This is a genomic window from Stenotrophomonas testudinis, assembly GCF_024499815.1.
In the GTDB taxonomy this organism is placed as follows: domain Bacteria; phylum Pseudomonadota; class Gammaproteobacteria; order Xanthomonadales; family Xanthomonadaceae; genus Stenotrophomonas.
Window position 1 is genome coordinate 1 of record NZ_JAMOKY010000029.1, and the last position, 15,508, is coordinate 15,508.

Genomic DNA, 15,508 nt, shown 5'->3' on the forward strand with positions numbered 1-15,508 from the left:
CCCCCCCCCCCCCCCCCCCCCCCCCCCCCCCCCCCCCCCCCCCCCCCCCCCCCCCCCCCCCCCCCCCCCCCCCCACCACCCCTGTCTTGCCTGCATGGGAGTTCCGCTTGAGCAATCCGTCCACCGCCACGGCCAATCCCCCGCTGGTCAAGGGCATGAACCGGCGCAGCCAGATCCTGCGCCTGCTGATGCGCTACCGCCATTCGGGCGTTTTTTCCGGGATGAACCTGGAAGCCTCCGGCCCCCACACCGATATCCCGGCCGACGGGAACCCTGACCAGTTCGTCAGCGACCTGGAGGCACTGGGGCCGACCTTCGTCAAGCTTGGGCAGATGCTCTCCACGCGCCCGGACATGATCCCGGCCGAGTTCGCCACGGCCTTGGAACGCATGCAGGAGAATGTGGCGCCCATCCCGGTCGAGCGCATCCATGCCGTCATCGAGCAGGAACTGGGCGCCGGGGTCAACAAGCTGTTTGCTTCGTTCGACCCAGAGCCGTTGGGCTGCGCCTCGATCGCTCAGGTTCACCGCGCGGTCCTGCACGACGGACGACTGGTGGCGGTCAAGGTGCAGAAGCCGGAGGTCGCCGCGCAGCTGCGTTCGGACCTTGATGCGCTGCGCAGCTTCGCCCTGGCCGCCGACCATCTCACCCAGGTTGGCCGCCGAGTACGCCTGCGCGACTGGCTCAATGAGTTCGGCAAGACGCTGATGCAGGAGTTGGACTACCGCACCGAGGCGGAGAATCTGGCCCGCTTCGGCCGCCACCTCTCGCCCTTCAAGCGGTTGTGGGTGCCCCAGCCGCTGTGGGATTACTGCAGCCAGCGCGTATTGACGATGGAACTGGTCAACGGCGTTCGCGTCGATGCAATCCCCGCCGTGCGCCGTACCGAGCAGCCGATGGACCCCCTGGCTGCCGCGCTGATCCGGGGCTATCTGGACCAGATCTTCGTGCATGGCGAGATCCATGCCGATCCGCATCCCGGCAACCTGCGGGTGACGCCCGATGGCCGCCTCGCGATCTTCGACCTGGGCATGGTCGCGCACATGCCGCCGCGCCTTCGCGAGCGCATGCTGAAGATCCTGTTCGCTGCCGTGGATGGACGAGGCGAGGAGGTGGCCGACGACCTGATCAGCATCAGTACACGCCTGGAGTCATTTGACGAGGAGCGCTACCTGCGTGAGACCGGGCAACTGATTGCCCGATATGCGGCCAGCGGCAGCTTCACCGAGGGCAAGGTGGTGTTGGACATGGTGCGCATCGCCACCGCCTGCGGCCTGCGCACACCGCCGGAACTGAGCCTGATGGGCAAGGCGCTGCTGAACCTGGAGAGCGTCTGCCTGCTGCTGGCACCGGAACTGGACACCCGCCGCATCGTCGAACGACAGCTGCAGCACGTGATGCGGGCACGCCTGAAGAAGTCACTCTCGATGCCCAACCTGGCAAGCGAGGCGATGGAGCTGCAGCAGCTGCTGCGCGATGGGCCGCGCAAGCTGACCGACATCATGGCGTTGCTGGCCGAGAACCGCCTGCAGATGAAGGTGACCGGCCTGGAAGAATCGCGGCTGATGGAAAACCTGCAGAAGATCGCCAACCGCGTGGCGGCTGGCATCATCAGTGCAGCGCTGATCATGGCCGCCTCGCTGATGATGAAGCTGGAGAGCGGCTGGCACATCTTCGGCTACCCGGCCATCGCGCTGTTCCTGATGCTGATCGGCGTCGTGCTCGGACTGGGCATCGTGACCAGTGCATTGCTGTTCGATCGGCGTGCACGTGCGCGCGAGGAACGCGGGCATCGTTGAAGAAGCGGGAAATCACGCCGTTTTTTTAATGAAATCGCGTCGCGGGTTTCACGCTGGTTTTACTTGAAACGCGCGATTTCACCTCATGTAACAAACAAACATTTCAGTCAGGTTCGTGCATGCACTATCGGGTCATCAGCCTGTCATGCACGTGTGCTTGAGGCAGCGCTGGTCGGATGGACACGCGTCGGTACGACGTCCATCACCACCTCCCGTCACTGCCGAAGCCGCTTATGCTCTGGATCCTGCTGCTGTCGCTGTTGCTGTTGGCCTGGCTGTTCCTCGCTTCCGATAAATGGGTGTGGTGGAAAGCGAGCACGTTTTCGCTGCTGCTGCTCTCCCTCAGCACGTGGTGGTTGATCGACAAGCTGTCCGGGGATGGCCTGAATGCCGCAACGCTCTACCACCTGGGCGCCGACATGGAAGGCGCCGGCATCGCGGACTTCAAGGGCTATATCGCCGGCTACATCGCGCTTGTCCTGGTGTCGCTGCTGCCGCTGTTTGCCACGCGGGTGAAGCGCTGGCGTCGTCCGGGCCGCGGTGGCGCATGGTTCGCCGGCTTCGCGGTGGTGTGGATCACCACGATCATGATCAGCCCGCTGGCACGTGATGGCCAGCGCCTGTACCAGCAGCTGCGCCCGGTCGATTTCGCCCGCATCGCGCCGGAGTACCAGGTGCCGACGCAGCCGCTGCAGCGCCCGCGCAACATCGTCTGGATATACGGCGAAAGCCTGGAACGCACCTATCTGGACGAAAACGTGTTCCCGGGCCTGATGCCCAACATCAACCGTCTCACCAGCCAGTCGCTGGACGTGCGCGGGCTGGCCTCGGCCGAAGGCAGCGGCTGGACCATCGCCGGGCTGGTGTCGTCGATGTGCGGCGTGCCGCTGACCACCTCGCAGGGCGATGAAAACAGCATGGACCGCATGGGCACGTTCCTGCCCAAGGCCGTGTGCCTGGGCGACTACCTCAAGCAGCAGGGTTACACCAATCATTACCTGGGCGGTGCCAGCGGCCGCTTCGCCGGCAAGGGCCAGTTCCTGGCCAGCCACGGTTTCGATGAAGTGCACGATCTGGAATGGTTCAAGCAGCAGAAGAAGATCGGCCGCGCGCATTACTCGCCGTGGGGCGTGCATGACGACGTGCTGCTGGACACCGCCTACCAGCGTTTCGAACAGCTCTCGCGCAAGGGCGAGCCGTTCATGCTGACCACGCTGACCATGGACACCCACCACCCGGCCGGCCATCTGCCGGTGGCGTGCAAAGGCCAGCGCTATGAAAGCAAGTACGGCAACATCAACATGCTCAATGCACTGAAGTGCAGCGACCGGCTGATCTCGCAGCTGGTGCAGCGCATCCAGGCCAGCCCCTATGGCAAGGACACGCTGATCGTGATCGCCTCGGACCATCTGGCGATGCCCAACGACCTCACCGACATCCTGACGAAACAGAAGCGCGAGAACCTGCTGCTGTTCCTCGGCGATGGCATTGCCCCGCAGCAGCTGAAGGCCGACGCAGGCACCACGCTGGATTCGGGTGCGACCCTGCTCAACCTGCTGGACCCGCAGCTGAAGACGATGGGCTTCGGTCGTTCGCTGATCGACACCCAGCGCGCGCCCAGCGCCAGCGTGGCGACCCAGCGCGATGGCGGCCGCGATTATCCGCAGTACCTGGCCTTCGCCCGCTCGTTGTGGCTGGGCGAGCCGACCCGCGAACTGAAGATCGATGGAGATGACCAGGTGGTGGTCGGCCTGCAGCACGTGCAGCCGCCGGTGCTGCTGGAGTACGACAAGGACTGGGGCCTGAAGTCGGTATATCTGGAAAACACCTCGCGCCAGTTCGACGATGCCGACCCGGACAACACGCTGGCCTATGTGGATCGCTGCACGGCGTTCGAGGACGGCTCGGCCGACGGCGACTGGTGCGCGCTGCTGGTGAACCGCGACAACGGCATCAAGCTGTTCCGCGATGACGACCTGCGTGGCGGCATCGCGGTGGATGCACCGCTGGAATCGTTCCAGGGCCCGCGCCCGAGCGTGCGCCAGGCGCACATGATCACCCAGAAGGGCCGCCGCACCCGTGCGGGCCAGTACATGCTGGAACTGGTGGCGAGCCAACGCCCGGACCGCGGTTTCTGGATCGAGGCGGTGTCGTCGCAGCGCAAGGTGGTGCTGGCCCAGCAGTGGGTGCAGCCGGATGCGGACGGCAAGATCAACGTCTCGTTCGGGCTGGACCACGAGGTGGATGATCTGGAGATCCGGGCGTGGTTGAACCATGCCGAGAAGCTGGCGGTGGATACGTTTGCGCTAGTGCCGTCGCGCGCACGACCGCGGGGGTAGAGGGTTTTTCTTCTGCCGGGCTTGCAGCCCTGCACCCGCAGAAGCAACGGCAAGGGCAACGGTAACGGCAACGGCAACGACGGGCATTCCGTGGGATGGCGGGGCACTGTGGGTTTGCGCGGACGCCGTAAATACGTCCCTGTAGGCTTGGTCGCCGCTTGCTCGTGTGCGCTGTCCTGCGCACACGGCAAGACCGGGGTTGGGCGTCCTGCCGAACCCGCCCGAGGCATGCCTCGGGCCCATGCGGCTCGCACCCCGCAAACCCACAGTGCCCCGCCTTCGACAGTTGGCCGGTGGCTGTAGGTGGGTGGCGACCGTTGGTCGGCACATCTGTCAGATATCGATATCCGACCCCGTGCCGACCAACGGTCGGCGCCCACCAACAGCAGCATCATGCCGTTCCGACAGATCGCGGAGAACTGTCGAAGGCGGGGTGGGTCCGGTTGAGGGGGTGTGAGCGGCATGGATGCCGCGACCAAGCCTACATGGACGTATTTACGGCGTCCCCCTCAACCGGACCCGCCCCGCCAACCCTCAGCAAACCAGCTTCTGCTGTTGCTTTGGCTTCGGCTTGAAGCAGGTGCAGGGCTGCAAGCCCTGCAGAAAACCTCAATTACTCCGGAGGGGTGTCGCGTACCAGGTGGATGTCGGTCGGGGTCGACAGCGGGATGTCCCGCTCGGCCAGTATCTGCAGCAGGCTGAAATACAGATCACTGCGCGTGCCGTACACCTGCCGCGGGCTCGCCACGTAGGCGAAGCTGTTGAACGTGATCTGGCCGCCGCCAATGCTGTCGATGAACACCGACGGCGCCGGCTGCTGCAGCACCGCCTGGTGCGCACCATAGGCATCCAGCAGCGCCTGCTTCAGGCCCGCCACGTCGGTGCTGGTCGGCACCGCGAACTGGATCTGGATGCGGCCCTGGTTGTTGCCCATCGTCATGTTGCGGATGGTCTTGGTGATCAGCTCCGAGTTCGGCACGATCAGCGTCGACTTGTCGCCCACCTGGATCTCGGTCGAACGCACGTTGATGCGGCGGATGTCGCCTTCCTGGTCACCCAGCTTCACCCAGTCGCCGATCTTCACCGGTCGCTCGGCCAGCAGGATCAGGCCCGAGACGAAGTTCTGGATGATCGCCTGCAGGCCGAAACCAATACCCACCGACAGCGCGCTGGCCAGCAGCGCCAGGTTCTTCATGTCCAGGCCCATCGCGGTCAGCGCCCACAGGCCCACCAGGATGATGCCGACGTAACCGGCGATGGTGCTGATCGAGTTGCGCGCGCCCAGGTCCAGCTCGGTCTTGGGCAGGTAGGTGTCGGTCAGCCAGCGCTGCATCAGCTGGGTCAAGCCCACGCCGATCAGCAGCACCAGCACGCCGGTGGCGATGCGGCCGGGCTGCAGCGTCAGGTCCTTGTTGATCGTGATGCCGTTGGCCAGGGCGGCGATGCGCTCGACGATGGTGCCGACGTTGCCGAACGGCGCGGCCAGGGCCAGCAGCGCGATCAGCACCACCAGGGTGCGCAGCACCGCCGACAGCAGCACGCCGGCCTGCTCCAGCCGCGACACGCTCAGGCCGGTGCTCAGCAGAATGGTCTGGCCCACCTTGCTGTCGGCGTTGAGCAGCCAGGTGCAGAGGTCATCGACGAATTTGAACAGCAGCAGCGCCGCCAGCACCACGATGCTGCCGCCGATCAGCTGCTGGTTCACGAACTTGGCGAAGTTCACGTAGCCCAGCAAAGTGGCGATGATCGCGGCAGTAACCGCGAGGTTGCCGGCCACGCGGGCCAGCACCAGCCAGCTGCTGCGACGTACCGGCACCGCCGCGCCCACGCCGTCGGCCTGCGCCTCCAGCTTGGCCTCGGCTTCGGCAGTCTGGCGGCGATGCAGGCGCGACAGGGTAACCAGCATGGCCATGATCAGCCCGAGGTAGGTCAGCGCGATCACGCCGTCCAGCGCCACCGTGGTCACATCGCTGGTGCGCGTGGCCCGGTCGATGGCCACCAGCACCGTGCTGAACCAGGCCAGCGCGGCCGCGCCCCAAGCGTACTTGCGCAGCTTCAGCGCGGCGGTGTCATCCAGGTTCAACAGGCGCCACGAGGGCCGCTTGGGCACCAGCAGGCAGGCGCTGAGCGCGGCAATGAAGGCGGCAGCGAAGCTGGCCTGCTGCACGCCGTCGGCCACGGTCTGCAGGCGCGGGGCGATACCGCCAATGGCATTGAGCGAGGCGATGAACACCACCACCGCGTAGCCCGGCAGCAGAGTGCCGACCAGCAGCAGCCACATGGCCAGGCCGGAACGGCGCAGGCGGCCATCGGGCGCGCGCTCGGAGGCGGCGAAGCGGCGGCCCAGCGCGCGCAGCCACAGGCGCAGCGGGAACATCATCACCAGCGCGGCCAGCAGGCCCAGCAGCGGCGTGCCCCAGCCTTCCTTGTCCAGGGCGGCCACCAAGGCATCGCGGCCCTGCGCGGCCAGCGGCGTGACCCGGGCGATATCCACCGGCAGCTGCTTGGCGACCTTCCGCCACAGCGCGGGCGACAGCGGCGAATCGACCTTCTGGCCCAGTTCCTCGGTGCGCTGCGCGGTGCGCTGCTTCTCGATATCGTTGGCAAGCTGGCCGGCACGCACGGCACTGGACTTGGCCTGCGCGACCGAAGACGCCAGCGCATCACGCTGGCGGGTGAGGTTGCGGCGCTGCGCCGCCAGCTCGGGCAGCTCGGTGGTGCCCTCCGGCGCCGTGCCCAGCTGGGCCAACTGCTCGGTCAACTGGTCCAGCTGCGGCTGCAGGCTCTTGTCCAGCGCCTCGGCATCGCGGCGCACCTGCGATGCGGTCTCGGACAGCATCGCCAGCGTTTCGGTGGCCTCGGCGGAATCGCGCTTGCGCTCCACGTCCTTCAGGCTGGCATCGAACTGGGCCAGCTGCTGCTTCGGCGTCGGGTCGTCGACCTGGGCCAGCACCGGCGCGGCCAGCAGCAGCGCACCACACAGCAGCAGCGCCAGCGACGGGCCACGCATCAGGATCGTTCGGAGGAAGGAAAGCAAGCCAGCCACACCGGTTCGCGCGGACCACCGCGCCTGCGCGCGACTATACGGCACGGCTGGTCACGCCCGCGTAGAGTCGAGCTTGCTCGACTGGCGTGATGCCATTCGCTACGCGAAATGCAGTCGACCAGCGGTCGACTCTACCCAAGCCCTCAGTACTTCAAGCGCAGCTCTTCCACCTGCGGCTGCTGCAGCGCGTACCAATCCTGGAATTCCTCTTCGCTGATCTCATCCGGCGCGTACACGGCGATGGGGTGCCAGTCGTGGTCGGTCGGCAGCGGCTGGCGCGGGCCCGCGCGCAGGCTGTAGCTGACGCCCTCGTAATCCACCACGTCGTCCACCTGCGGCCACTGCTCGCGGGCAAACGCGGTTTCACTCTTCAACAGGATCACCTGGTACATCGGCACCTCCACTTCGCTTGTATGGGGAAAAAACCCGGCGCTGACGCAAGGATAGCGCTGCGCCGGCGACAGCTGCGCCGCCGCGCGGGCGACGCATTGTTCTGGACGTGGGCCTCGCCCCGGCTTCACCTGCCCATGGCGAGCCCGACGGCATGGTGGAGGTCCGTTCCCAAACTGCCTGTCCATGACCGACCACCCCCCGCTGAAGACCGTCGCCGACCTCAAGCTGCCCCGCTACCTGGGCACCTGGTACGAGATCGCCCGCCTGCCCATGCGCCACGAGCCGGAGGGCTGCACCGACGTGTCGGCGCACTACAGCCTGCTCGACAACGGCAACGTGCAGGTGCACAACCGCTGCCGCATGGACGGCGAGGTGGAAGAGGCCATCGGCGAAGCCAGCCCGGTGGACAATGACAGCGCGCGTTTGGCCGTGAGCTTCCTTCCCAAGGGCCTGCGCTGGCTGCCCTTCACCAAGGGCGACTACTGGGTGATCCAGGTGGCCCCGGACTACAGCGTTGCCCTGGTCGGCAGCCCCGACCGGAAATTCCTGTGGCTGCTGGCCCGCGAACCGCAGCTGGATGCCACCGTGCGCGACCATTATCTGGCCACGGCGCAGCAGCAGGGCTTCGATCTGTCCGAACTGATCCACACCCCGCATACCGGCAACCCCACGGCCTGAGCCCACCCCATGGACCTGAAGAGCGGCTACCCCTGGTGGGCCGTGAGCAATGGGCTGATCCAGGCCTTCCCGTCGCTGCAGCAGGACCTGCGTTGCGATGTCCTGGTGGTGGGCGGCGGTGTCACCGGCGCGCTGATTGCCGATGAGCTGTCCGGCCACGGCCACGAGGTCGCGGTGATCGAGCAGCGCGACATCGGCTGGGGCAGCACCGCGGCCAGCACCGCCCTGCTGCAGTACGAGATCGACACCCACCTGCTGGACCTGGCCCGCCAGTACGGCACCGATGCTGCGGAACTGGCCTACCGCGCCTGCGCAGAGGCCATCCCGGCCCTGGGCGAAGTGGCGCGCGGGCTGAAGAACGTCGATTTCCAGCGCATGGACAGCCTCTATCTGGCCAGCCGCCATCGCGACGTGCCGGTGCTGATGGCCGAGGGTGCCGCACGCCGCCAGGCCGGACTGGACGCCCGCTGGCTGCAGCCGGACGACCTGCAGCAGCGCTTCGGCGTGGACGCCGGTGGCGCGCTGCTGACCCGCCAGGCCGCGCGGGTCGATCCCTACTGCCTCACCTATGGCCTGCTCAAGCGCGTGCGCCGCCGCGGCGGCCATGTGCATGACCGCACCGTGCTGCACCGCCTGGACGCCACCTCACGCGGCGTGACCGCGCGTACCGAGGCGGGGGCCGCCATCCGTGCGCGCCACGTCGTGCTCGCGATGGGCTACGCCAACCAGCGCTGGATCGACCAACGGGTGGCGCGCAACCGCAGCAGCTACGCGTTCATCACCGACCCCATCGGTGCCGACGTGCTGGGCCCGCTGCAGCGCACGATGGTGTGGGAGAGCGCGCGCCCCTACCTGTACCTGCGGGCCACCGGCGAAGGCCGGCTGCTGGTGGGCGGGCTGGACGATGCCATCGACATCCCGGCGCGCCGCGACCGGCGAGTGGAGGGCAAGGCGAAGCAGCTGATGAAGCAGCTGCAGCACTGGTTCCCGCAGCTGGACCCGACCCCGGCGTTTTCCTGGGCGGGCACCTTCGCCGAGACCGCTGACGGCCTGCCGTTCTTCGGCCCGCACCCGCAGTGGGGGCCGCGTGTGCACCTGGCCATGGCCTACGGCGGCAACGGCATCACCTACTCGATGATCGGTGCCGGGCTGCTGCGGGCGCGGATCGAGCGGCGCCGGCATCCGCTGCAGGACCTTTTCGGGTTCGGCCGGGTCTAAGGGGATCCGGGCCTGGCCCGGATCTACCACAAGCCCGCGGCGACAGGCATCATTCAAGCAACGCCTGTTAGCGTCGGCCTGTACCGCCGCGCGTGGCGCGGTCCCTGCCCGTTGGAGCATCGCGATGATCCGTCCCCTGACCCTGCTGCTGTGCCTGGCCAGCCTTCCCGGGACCGTCCTTGCCCAGTCCGCTGCGGGTGCCACGGCACCGCAGTCGCCCGGTCTGGACCTGTCCGTGCCGCAGGCACCGATGCGCTATCTCAACGACCCGACCGTGCAGCAGGACCCGCCGGGCACCTACTACGGCGACAAGAGCGGCCCGCGCGTGCACGACGACGCCCGCATCGCCGACGTGACCGACGACAAGCTGAAGGTGTCCGGCAGCTTCACCACCGGCATCGGTTATTCGAAGGGCTACGGCAACTCGCACTACAACGCCGCCACGCTCAACCTCAGCAAGAACTACACCACCGATGAGGGCAAGACCCACGGGGTCAACGTCAACATCCATGTCAGCGAAGGCAAGGGCCCGGGCTTCGGCCCGTATGGTGGTGGTTTCTATGGCGGCGGTGGCCCGGGTTACTGGGATTACCCGCCGCCTTATGGCTGGTAAACAGCTCCCGCTGCGCTCGCCGGGCATGGCCCGGCGCTACCGTCAGAGCCCACGCTCGGCTGCACATCGCCCCGCCGTTACCGACCTCAATCCAGCCAGCCATCGCGCTCGCTGTGGAGGATCCGCCCGTCATGGCCGCTCAGGCGCACTTCCACGCGCTGGTTGCGGGCGTTGCGTGCTTCCAGCGACCAGGTCGCGCCATCGCGTTCCAGCGAATGGATCTCGCGCAGCCCGTGCGCCTGTGCCTTGGCCAGCACCTGCTCGGTGCCCAGCAGCGCGCGGCCATCGTGTTCGTCGAAGATCTCGCCGGTCTTCGGGTCGACATATACCTCGCTGAAGCGACCATCGGCACGGCTGACATCGGCTTCCCACAGGCCATCATCGCGCTCGATCTCGTGGATCTGGGTGTAGCCGGCCTTGCGCAGGGTCTGCTCGACCTGGGCCATGCCCAGCGGGGCCGCCTGCACGGCGGGGGCGAAGGCCAGGGCGGTGACGGTGGCGAGGGTGAGTGACTTCAACATGGGGGGTCTCCTGTTCGATGCCGGACCATCCCGGCACCGCCACGATGCCGGGTGCGGTTAACAGCCCCTTAGCCGGCGCTGTTAGCCAATGGTTAGCCGCAACCGGCACACTCGCGCCATCCTCCCCGCATGGCTGCCCTCCCCCGTGACGCTGCTGTTCGCCCTGCCCCTGCTGCTGGCCCTGGCCAGCCCCGCGACCGCCGCCCGGCCTGCCCAGGATCCGGCGCAGGATGTCGCGCGCCGGGCCGTGCAGCAGGGTCGCTACGTCGCGCTGGAAGGCGTGGTGCGCGATGCGCTCAAGCGCCACCCCGGCCAGCTGCTGGAAGTCGAGCTGGACGATGGCGTGTATGAAGTGGAGATCCTGCGCGCCGACGGCGTGGTGGTGGAGCTGGACTATGATGCGCGCAACGGCAGGCTGCTGAAGACGGAGCTGGACGACTGATGCGCATTCTGCTGGCCGAGGACGATGCGGCGCTGGCACAGCGCCTGCAGCCGCTGCTGGAACAGGCCGGTTACGTGGTGCAGACCGTGGCCGATGGCCGCCAGGCCGAAGAGATCGGCCAGATCGAGGATCTGCAGGCGGCCATCGTCGACCTCGGCCTGCCCGGGCTGGACGGCCTGAGCGTGATCGAGCGCTGGCGCAGCAACGGCCGCAGTTTCCCGGTGCTGGTGCTGACCGCCCGCGGGCGCTGGCACGACAAGCTGGCCGGTTTCGATGCCGGCGCCGATGACTACCTGACCAAACCCTTCCAGGCCGATGAACTGGTGCTGCGCCTGCGCGCCCTGATTCGCCGCAGCCATGGCCATGCCAGCCCACGCCTGCACTGTGGTCCCCTGCAGCTGGACGTCAACGCCGGGCGCTTCGAACTGGACGGCCAGGCCCTGGCGCTCAGCCCGCAGGAATTCCGCCTGCTCAGCTGCTTCATCCACCATAGTGGCCAGGTGATCGGCCGCGACCGGCTGGGCGAACAGGTCTTCGATGGCGGCCTCGACCCGGATTCGAACGCGCTGGACGTGCTGCTCGGGCGCGTGCGCCGCAAGCTCGGCAGCGACCTGATCCAGACCGTGCGCGGCCAGGGCTGGCGGCTGGCCGCACCGTGAGCGGGCAACCCTCGCTGCGCCGCCGCCTGCTGCTGGCCGGTGGCATCGGCCTGCTGCTGGTTTCGCTGCTGGCCAGCGCGCTGCTGGGCGAACTGTTCAAGCGCAGCGCGCGCGACCGCCTGGACCATGAGCTGCAGCAGGACCTGCTGACCCTGATCGCGCAGATGGAAACCACGCCTGACGGGCAGCTGCAGCTGCGCCAGGAGCCCAACGATGCGCGCTTCCAGCGGGTGTTTTCCGGTGCGTACTGGCAGATCGCCAACGCCCACGGCGAGGTGCTGCTGCAGTCGCGCTCGCTGTGGGATGAAACCCTGTCGGCCGCGGCAGCCGGCGAGGCCAACCGCAACCTGCCCGGGCCGCTGCAGCAGGCGCTGCGTGCGCGCGTGCAGGAGGTGCGCCTGCCACGCGCCACCGAGGCATATCGGGTGACCGTGGCCACCGACCGCAGCGCGCTGGATGCCGACGTGGCGGCCTTCCGCCAGCGCACCGCGCTGGCGCTGGGCGTGCTGGTGGCAGTCTGGCTGGCGGTGCTGGCCAGCCAGGTGCAGTTCGGCCTGCGCCCGCTGCGGCGCCTGGCCCATCAGCTTGAACGCGTGCGGCGCGGGCAGGCCCAGCGCATCGACACCGATGGCCTGGGCAGCGAGATCGTGCCACTGGGCGAGGAGCTCAACGCCCTGCTCGAACACCAGCAGAGGATGGTCGCGCGTGCGCGCACCAGTGCCGAAGACCTGGCCCATGCATTGAAGACGCCGCTGAGCGTGCTGGCGGCCGAGGCCGATGGCGACGGGACGGAATGGCGCACGACCGTGCGCGAACAGGGCGCGCGCATGCAGGCCAGTGTCGACCGCTACCTGGCGGTGGGCCTGGCAGCGGATCATCGCCAGCGCACCGGCGTGGCACCGGCGGCGCGGGCGTTGTGCGGGCTGATGACCCGTGTGCATGGCGAGCGCGGCGTTGTGTTTGGTGCAGAGGGTATCGACGAGGCGCTGCAGTTTGCCGGTGCGCGTGCGGACCTGGAGGAAATGCTGGGCAACCTGCTGGACAACGCCGGCAAGTGGGCACGGCAGCGGGTGTCGATCAGCGCGGCAAATGACGAAGCGCAGCTGCGCATCGAAGTGCGCGACGACGGCCCCGGCCTGGCCGCCGATGCGCTGGCGCAGGTCACCCAGCGCGGCGTGCGCCTGGATGAGCGCGAAGGCAGCAGCGGGCTGGGCCTGGCGATTGTGGGAGATATCGCCGCCAGCTACGGCGGGCGGCTGGTGCTGGAGAACGCCGAGCCGGGGTTGCGCGCGACGGTGTGGTTGCCCGCATCCCGCGCCATCTTGTAGAGCCGAGCCCATGCTCGGCTGCAGCGCGCGTGCGAATGCAGCCGTTTGGAGCAGCCGAGCATGGGCTCGGCTCTACAAGGGCACTGCGTCAGCGGTGATGCATCCACCAGCAGTCGATGGCATCCAGCGCGATGTGGATCATCAAACCAATGCCTAACAGCCGGGTCTTCTTCGGCACGCACAGCCCCGCATACACGGCAATCGCCGGTGCGGTGTGCAAGGGGTGGAAGCCGATGCTGCAGCGGTTCGGCGCGTAGATCGGGTCGGCCAGCAGATGGTCGAGGTCGATGATCCAGCCCAGCAGCAACAACAGCCAGGCCGAAGCAAACCGCCTGCGCCAGAACAGCCATGCCAGCAGGGCTGGCACGGCGGCATGCAGGAACAGATGGAAGATCGCGCGCGCGCTCATCGGCGTCGGTCGCGCCGGGTCATCCCCGGCGCATCGCAGACATCACGCCAGCGGTTCGTCGGACAGGTAGGTGTAACCGGTCAGGCCGGCTTCCAGCGCCTGCGACAGTTCCTGTGCACGTTCCGGCGACAGCTCGGCCGCGGCCACACGCTGGGCATAGGCCGCGCGCAGGTCGTCCAGCTTGTAGCCCACGTAATCCAGCATCACGTCGGTGGTGTCACCGCGGCGCTGCTGGGTGATCGCGTAGCCATCGGCATCGGCCACCACTTCCACGGCATCGGTATCGCCGAACAGGTTGTGGATGTCGCCCAGGATTTCCTGGTAGGCACCGACCATGAAGAAACCGATGCGGTAGCTCTCGCCGTGCTTCATCGCGTGCAGCGGCAGGGAGGTATCCAGGCTCTCGTTCTCGACGTAGGTCTTCACCATGCCGTCCGAGTCGCAGGTCATGTCGGCGATGATGCCGCGGCGGTCCGGGGTCTCGTTCAGGCGCTCGATCGGCACGATCGGGAACACCTGGTCGATCGCCCACGCATCGGGAATCGATTCGAACACGCTGAAGTTGACGAAGTACTTGTCGACCAGGCGCTCGTTCAGTTCGTCCAGCGCCGGGCGGTGGCTCTTTTCGTCGTAGCTCAGGCGCGCACGCACACCGTGGGCGATGGCATAGAACAGATCGTCGATGCGCGCACGCTGCGGCAGGTCGATCTGGCCCAGCGCATAGCTGGCCAGGCCTTCGGCGTGGAAATGCTGCGCTTCCTGGAACAGTTCCACCGCCGGACGGGTGTCCAGTTCCTCGTGGATCTCGCGCAGATGGCGGATCGAGGCCGGCTCATCGTCATGCTGGTCCGGCACGCGGCCTTCCTGCGCCTGCTCCACTTCAGAGACATTGGCGATCAGCACCGCGTGGTGGGCGGTCATCGCACGGCCGCACTCGGTGACGATGCGCGGCGGGGTCAGGCCGTGTTCTTCGCAGGCGTTGGCCAGCGGCTGCACGATGTTGCTGGCGTACGAGTTCAGCCCGTAGTTGATCGAGCAGAAGCTGCGCGAACGGGTGCCTTCGTAATCCACGCCCAGGCCGCCGCCCACGTCCACATGGGTGATCTTCGCGCCCAGCTGTGACAGCTCGACGAAATAACGGGTGGCTTCGCGCATGCCGTTGGCGATGTCGCGCACGTTGGAAATCTGCGACCCCATGTGGAAGTGCAGCAGGTTCAGGCAGTCGGCGTATTCGGTATCGCGCAGCGACTTCCACAGGTCCAGCAGCTGGCGCGGGGACAGGCCGAACTTGGCCTTGTCGCCACCGCTGTTCTGCCACTTGCCGGCGCCCAGCGAGGCCAGGCGCATGCGCACGCCGAGGCCCGGCTTCACGTCCAGCGCCCTGGATTCCTCCAGCACCAGCTTCAGCTCGGACGGCTTCTCGATGACGATGAAGGTCTGCAGGCCCAGCTTGCGGCCGATCAGGGCCAGGCGGATGTACTCGCGGTCCTTGTAGCCATTGCAGACGATCAGGCCACCCGGGCGCGACAGCGCCAGCACGGCCATCAGCTCGGGCTTGCTACCGGCTTCCAGGCCGAAGCCTTCACCGTGGTGGCTGGCCAGGGTGCCGGCCACGCCGCGGTGCTGGTTCACCTTGATCGGGTACACGGCGGTGTAGCCGCCCGGGTAGTCCCAGTCCTGCTGGGCCTGGGCGAACGCCGCCTGCAGCTTGCCCAGACGCTGGCCGAGGATGTCCGGGAAGCGCACCAGCAGCGGCAGCTTGGCGCCGCCGGCACGTGCGGCGTCCACCACCTTGGGCAGCGACACCACCGGGCCATCTGCCCCGGTCGGTCTCACCACCATGTGCCCGGCCTGATCCACATCGAAATAACCATCCGCCCAATGCGGGATCGAGTAGGTCTTGCGGGCTTGGTCGAGGGACCAATCGGTCATTGCAGTCGGCCTTGTTGGCAATAAAAGGGGGGGCATGATAACGCCTATATGCCCACAGGTTCGTTATCATGCGCGCCCGCGCCCGTGGCAGGTCTGAACCTGAACGGGCCGATCCGTCCGGATGTGGCATC

13 protein-coding genes are annotated in these 15,508 nt (G+C 67.4%); 8 read left to right on the forward strand and 5 right to left on the reverse strand.

All coding sequences use genetic code 11. The features are described from left to right. Positions 1–107: 107 nt before the first annotated feature. Both NQ204_RS14500 and NQ204_RS14505 read left to right on the forward strand, forming a co-directional pair. Positions 108–1,799: an ABC1 kinase family protein gene (locus NQ204_RS14500; RefSeq protein WP_488192367.1), complete on the forward strand. Its 1,692-nt coding sequence runs from the start codon at positions 108–110 to the stop codon at positions 1,797–1,799. Positions 1,800–2,032: 233 nt separating this feature from the next. Further along, positions 2,033–4,138, forward strand: a complete 2,106-nt coding sequence (locus NQ204_RS14505) for a phosphoglycerol transferase I (RefSeq protein WP_256644238.1) — start codon at positions 2,033–2,035, stop codon at positions 4,136–4,138. Between the two features lie 613 nt (positions 4,139–4,751). On the opposite strand, the gene NQ204_RS14510 is transcribed toward NQ204_RS14505, so the two are convergent. Continuing rightward, positions 4,752–7,148 (reverse strand): DUF3772 domain-containing protein, encoded by a 2,397-nt coding sequence (locus NQ204_RS14510; protein ID WP_256644267.1) that lies wholly within the window; start codon positions 7,146–7,148, stop codon positions 4,752–4,754. 179 nt (positions 7,149–7,327) lie between these two features. Continuing rightward, positions 7,328–7,576 carry a hypothetical protein gene (locus tag NQ204_RS14515; protein ID WP_079223952.1) on the reverse strand — a complete coding sequence of 83 codons (249 nt, stop codon included), beginning with the start codon at positions 7,574–7,576 and terminating at the stop codon, positions 7,328–7,330. 184 nt (positions 7,577–7,760) lie between these two features. On the opposite strand from NQ204_RS14515, the gene NQ204_RS14520 reads away from it, so the two are divergent. The 3 genes from NQ204_RS14520 to NQ204_RS14530 all read left to right on the forward strand — a co-directional run bounded on the left by NQ204_RS14520 (position 7,761) and on the right by NQ204_RS14530 (position 10,086). Then, positions 7,761–8,255 carry a lipocalin family protein gene (locus NQ204_RS14520; protein ID WP_116862559.1) on the forward strand — a complete coding sequence of 165 codons (495 nt, stop codon included), beginning with the start codon at positions 7,761–7,763 and terminating at the stop codon, positions 8,253–8,255. Between the two features lie 9 nt (positions 8,256–8,264). Beyond that, the gene (locus tag NQ204_RS14525; RefSeq protein ID WP_116862558.1) at positions 8,265–9,473 is read left to right on the forward strand and encodes an NAD(P)/FAD-dependent oxidoreductase; all 1,209 of its coding nucleotides are present in this window, start codon (positions 8,265–8,267) and stop codon (positions 9,471–9,473) included. A gap of 124 nt (positions 9,474–9,597) precedes the next feature. Then, on the forward strand, positions 9,598–10,086 hold the full coding sequence (locus NQ204_RS14530; RefSeq protein ID WP_108770283.1) for a hypothetical protein: 489 nt from the start codon (positions 9,598–9,600) through the stop codon (positions 10,084–10,086). Positions 10,087–10,172: 86 nt separating this feature from the next. Here NQ204_RS14530 and NQ204_RS14535 read toward each other — a convergent pair whose 3' ends face one another. Beyond that, positions 10,173–10,607, reverse strand: coding sequence for a PepSY domain-containing protein (locus NQ204_RS14535; protein WP_256644239.1), 435 nt, complete (start codon positions 10,605–10,607; stop codon positions 10,173–10,175). Positions 10,608–10,758: 151 nt separating this feature from the next. Between NQ204_RS14535 and NQ204_RS14540 the strand changes: the two genes are divergently transcribed. From NQ204_RS14540 to NQ204_RS14550, 3 genes are read left to right on the forward strand one after another with little or no spacing between them, the layout of a single operon-like run. Beyond that, the gene (locus NQ204_RS14540; RefSeq protein WP_116862565.1) at positions 10,759–11,049 is read left to right on the forward strand and encodes a PepSY domain-containing protein; all 291 of its coding nucleotides are present in this window, start codon (positions 10,759–10,761) and stop codon (positions 11,047–11,049) included. After that, positions 11,049–11,708 (forward strand): response regulator transcription factor, encoded by a 660-nt coding sequence (locus NQ204_RS14545; RefSeq protein ID WP_116862556.1) that lies wholly within the window; start codon positions 11,049–11,051, stop codon positions 11,706–11,708. Before NQ204_RS14540 ends, NQ204_RS14545 begins: the two co-directional genes overlap by 1 nt. Further along, positions 11,705–13,036, forward strand: a complete 1,332-nt coding sequence (locus NQ204_RS14550) for an ATP-binding protein (protein ID WP_256644240.1) — start codon at positions 11,705–11,707, stop codon at positions 13,034–13,036. The genes NQ204_RS14545 and NQ204_RS14550 overlap by 4 nt, the downstream gene beginning before the upstream one ends. A gap of 88 nt (positions 13,037–13,124) precedes the next feature. On the opposite strand, the gene NQ204_RS14555 is transcribed toward NQ204_RS14550, so the two are convergent. Both NQ204_RS14555 and speA read right to left on the reverse strand, forming a co-directional pair. Next, positions 13,125–13,445 carry a DUF6122 family protein gene (locus NQ204_RS14555; protein ID WP_256644241.1) on the reverse strand — a complete coding sequence of 107 codons (321 nt, stop codon included), beginning with the start codon at positions 13,443–13,445 and terminating at the stop codon, positions 13,125–13,127. Positions 13,446–13,487: 42 nt separating this feature from the next. After that, positions 13,488–15,377, reverse strand: coding sequence for an arginine decarboxylase (speA, locus tag NQ204_RS14560; protein WP_116862553.1), 1,890 nt, complete (start codon positions 15,375–15,377; stop codon positions 13,488–13,490). Between the last annotated feature and the right edge of the window lie 131 nt (positions 15,378–15,508).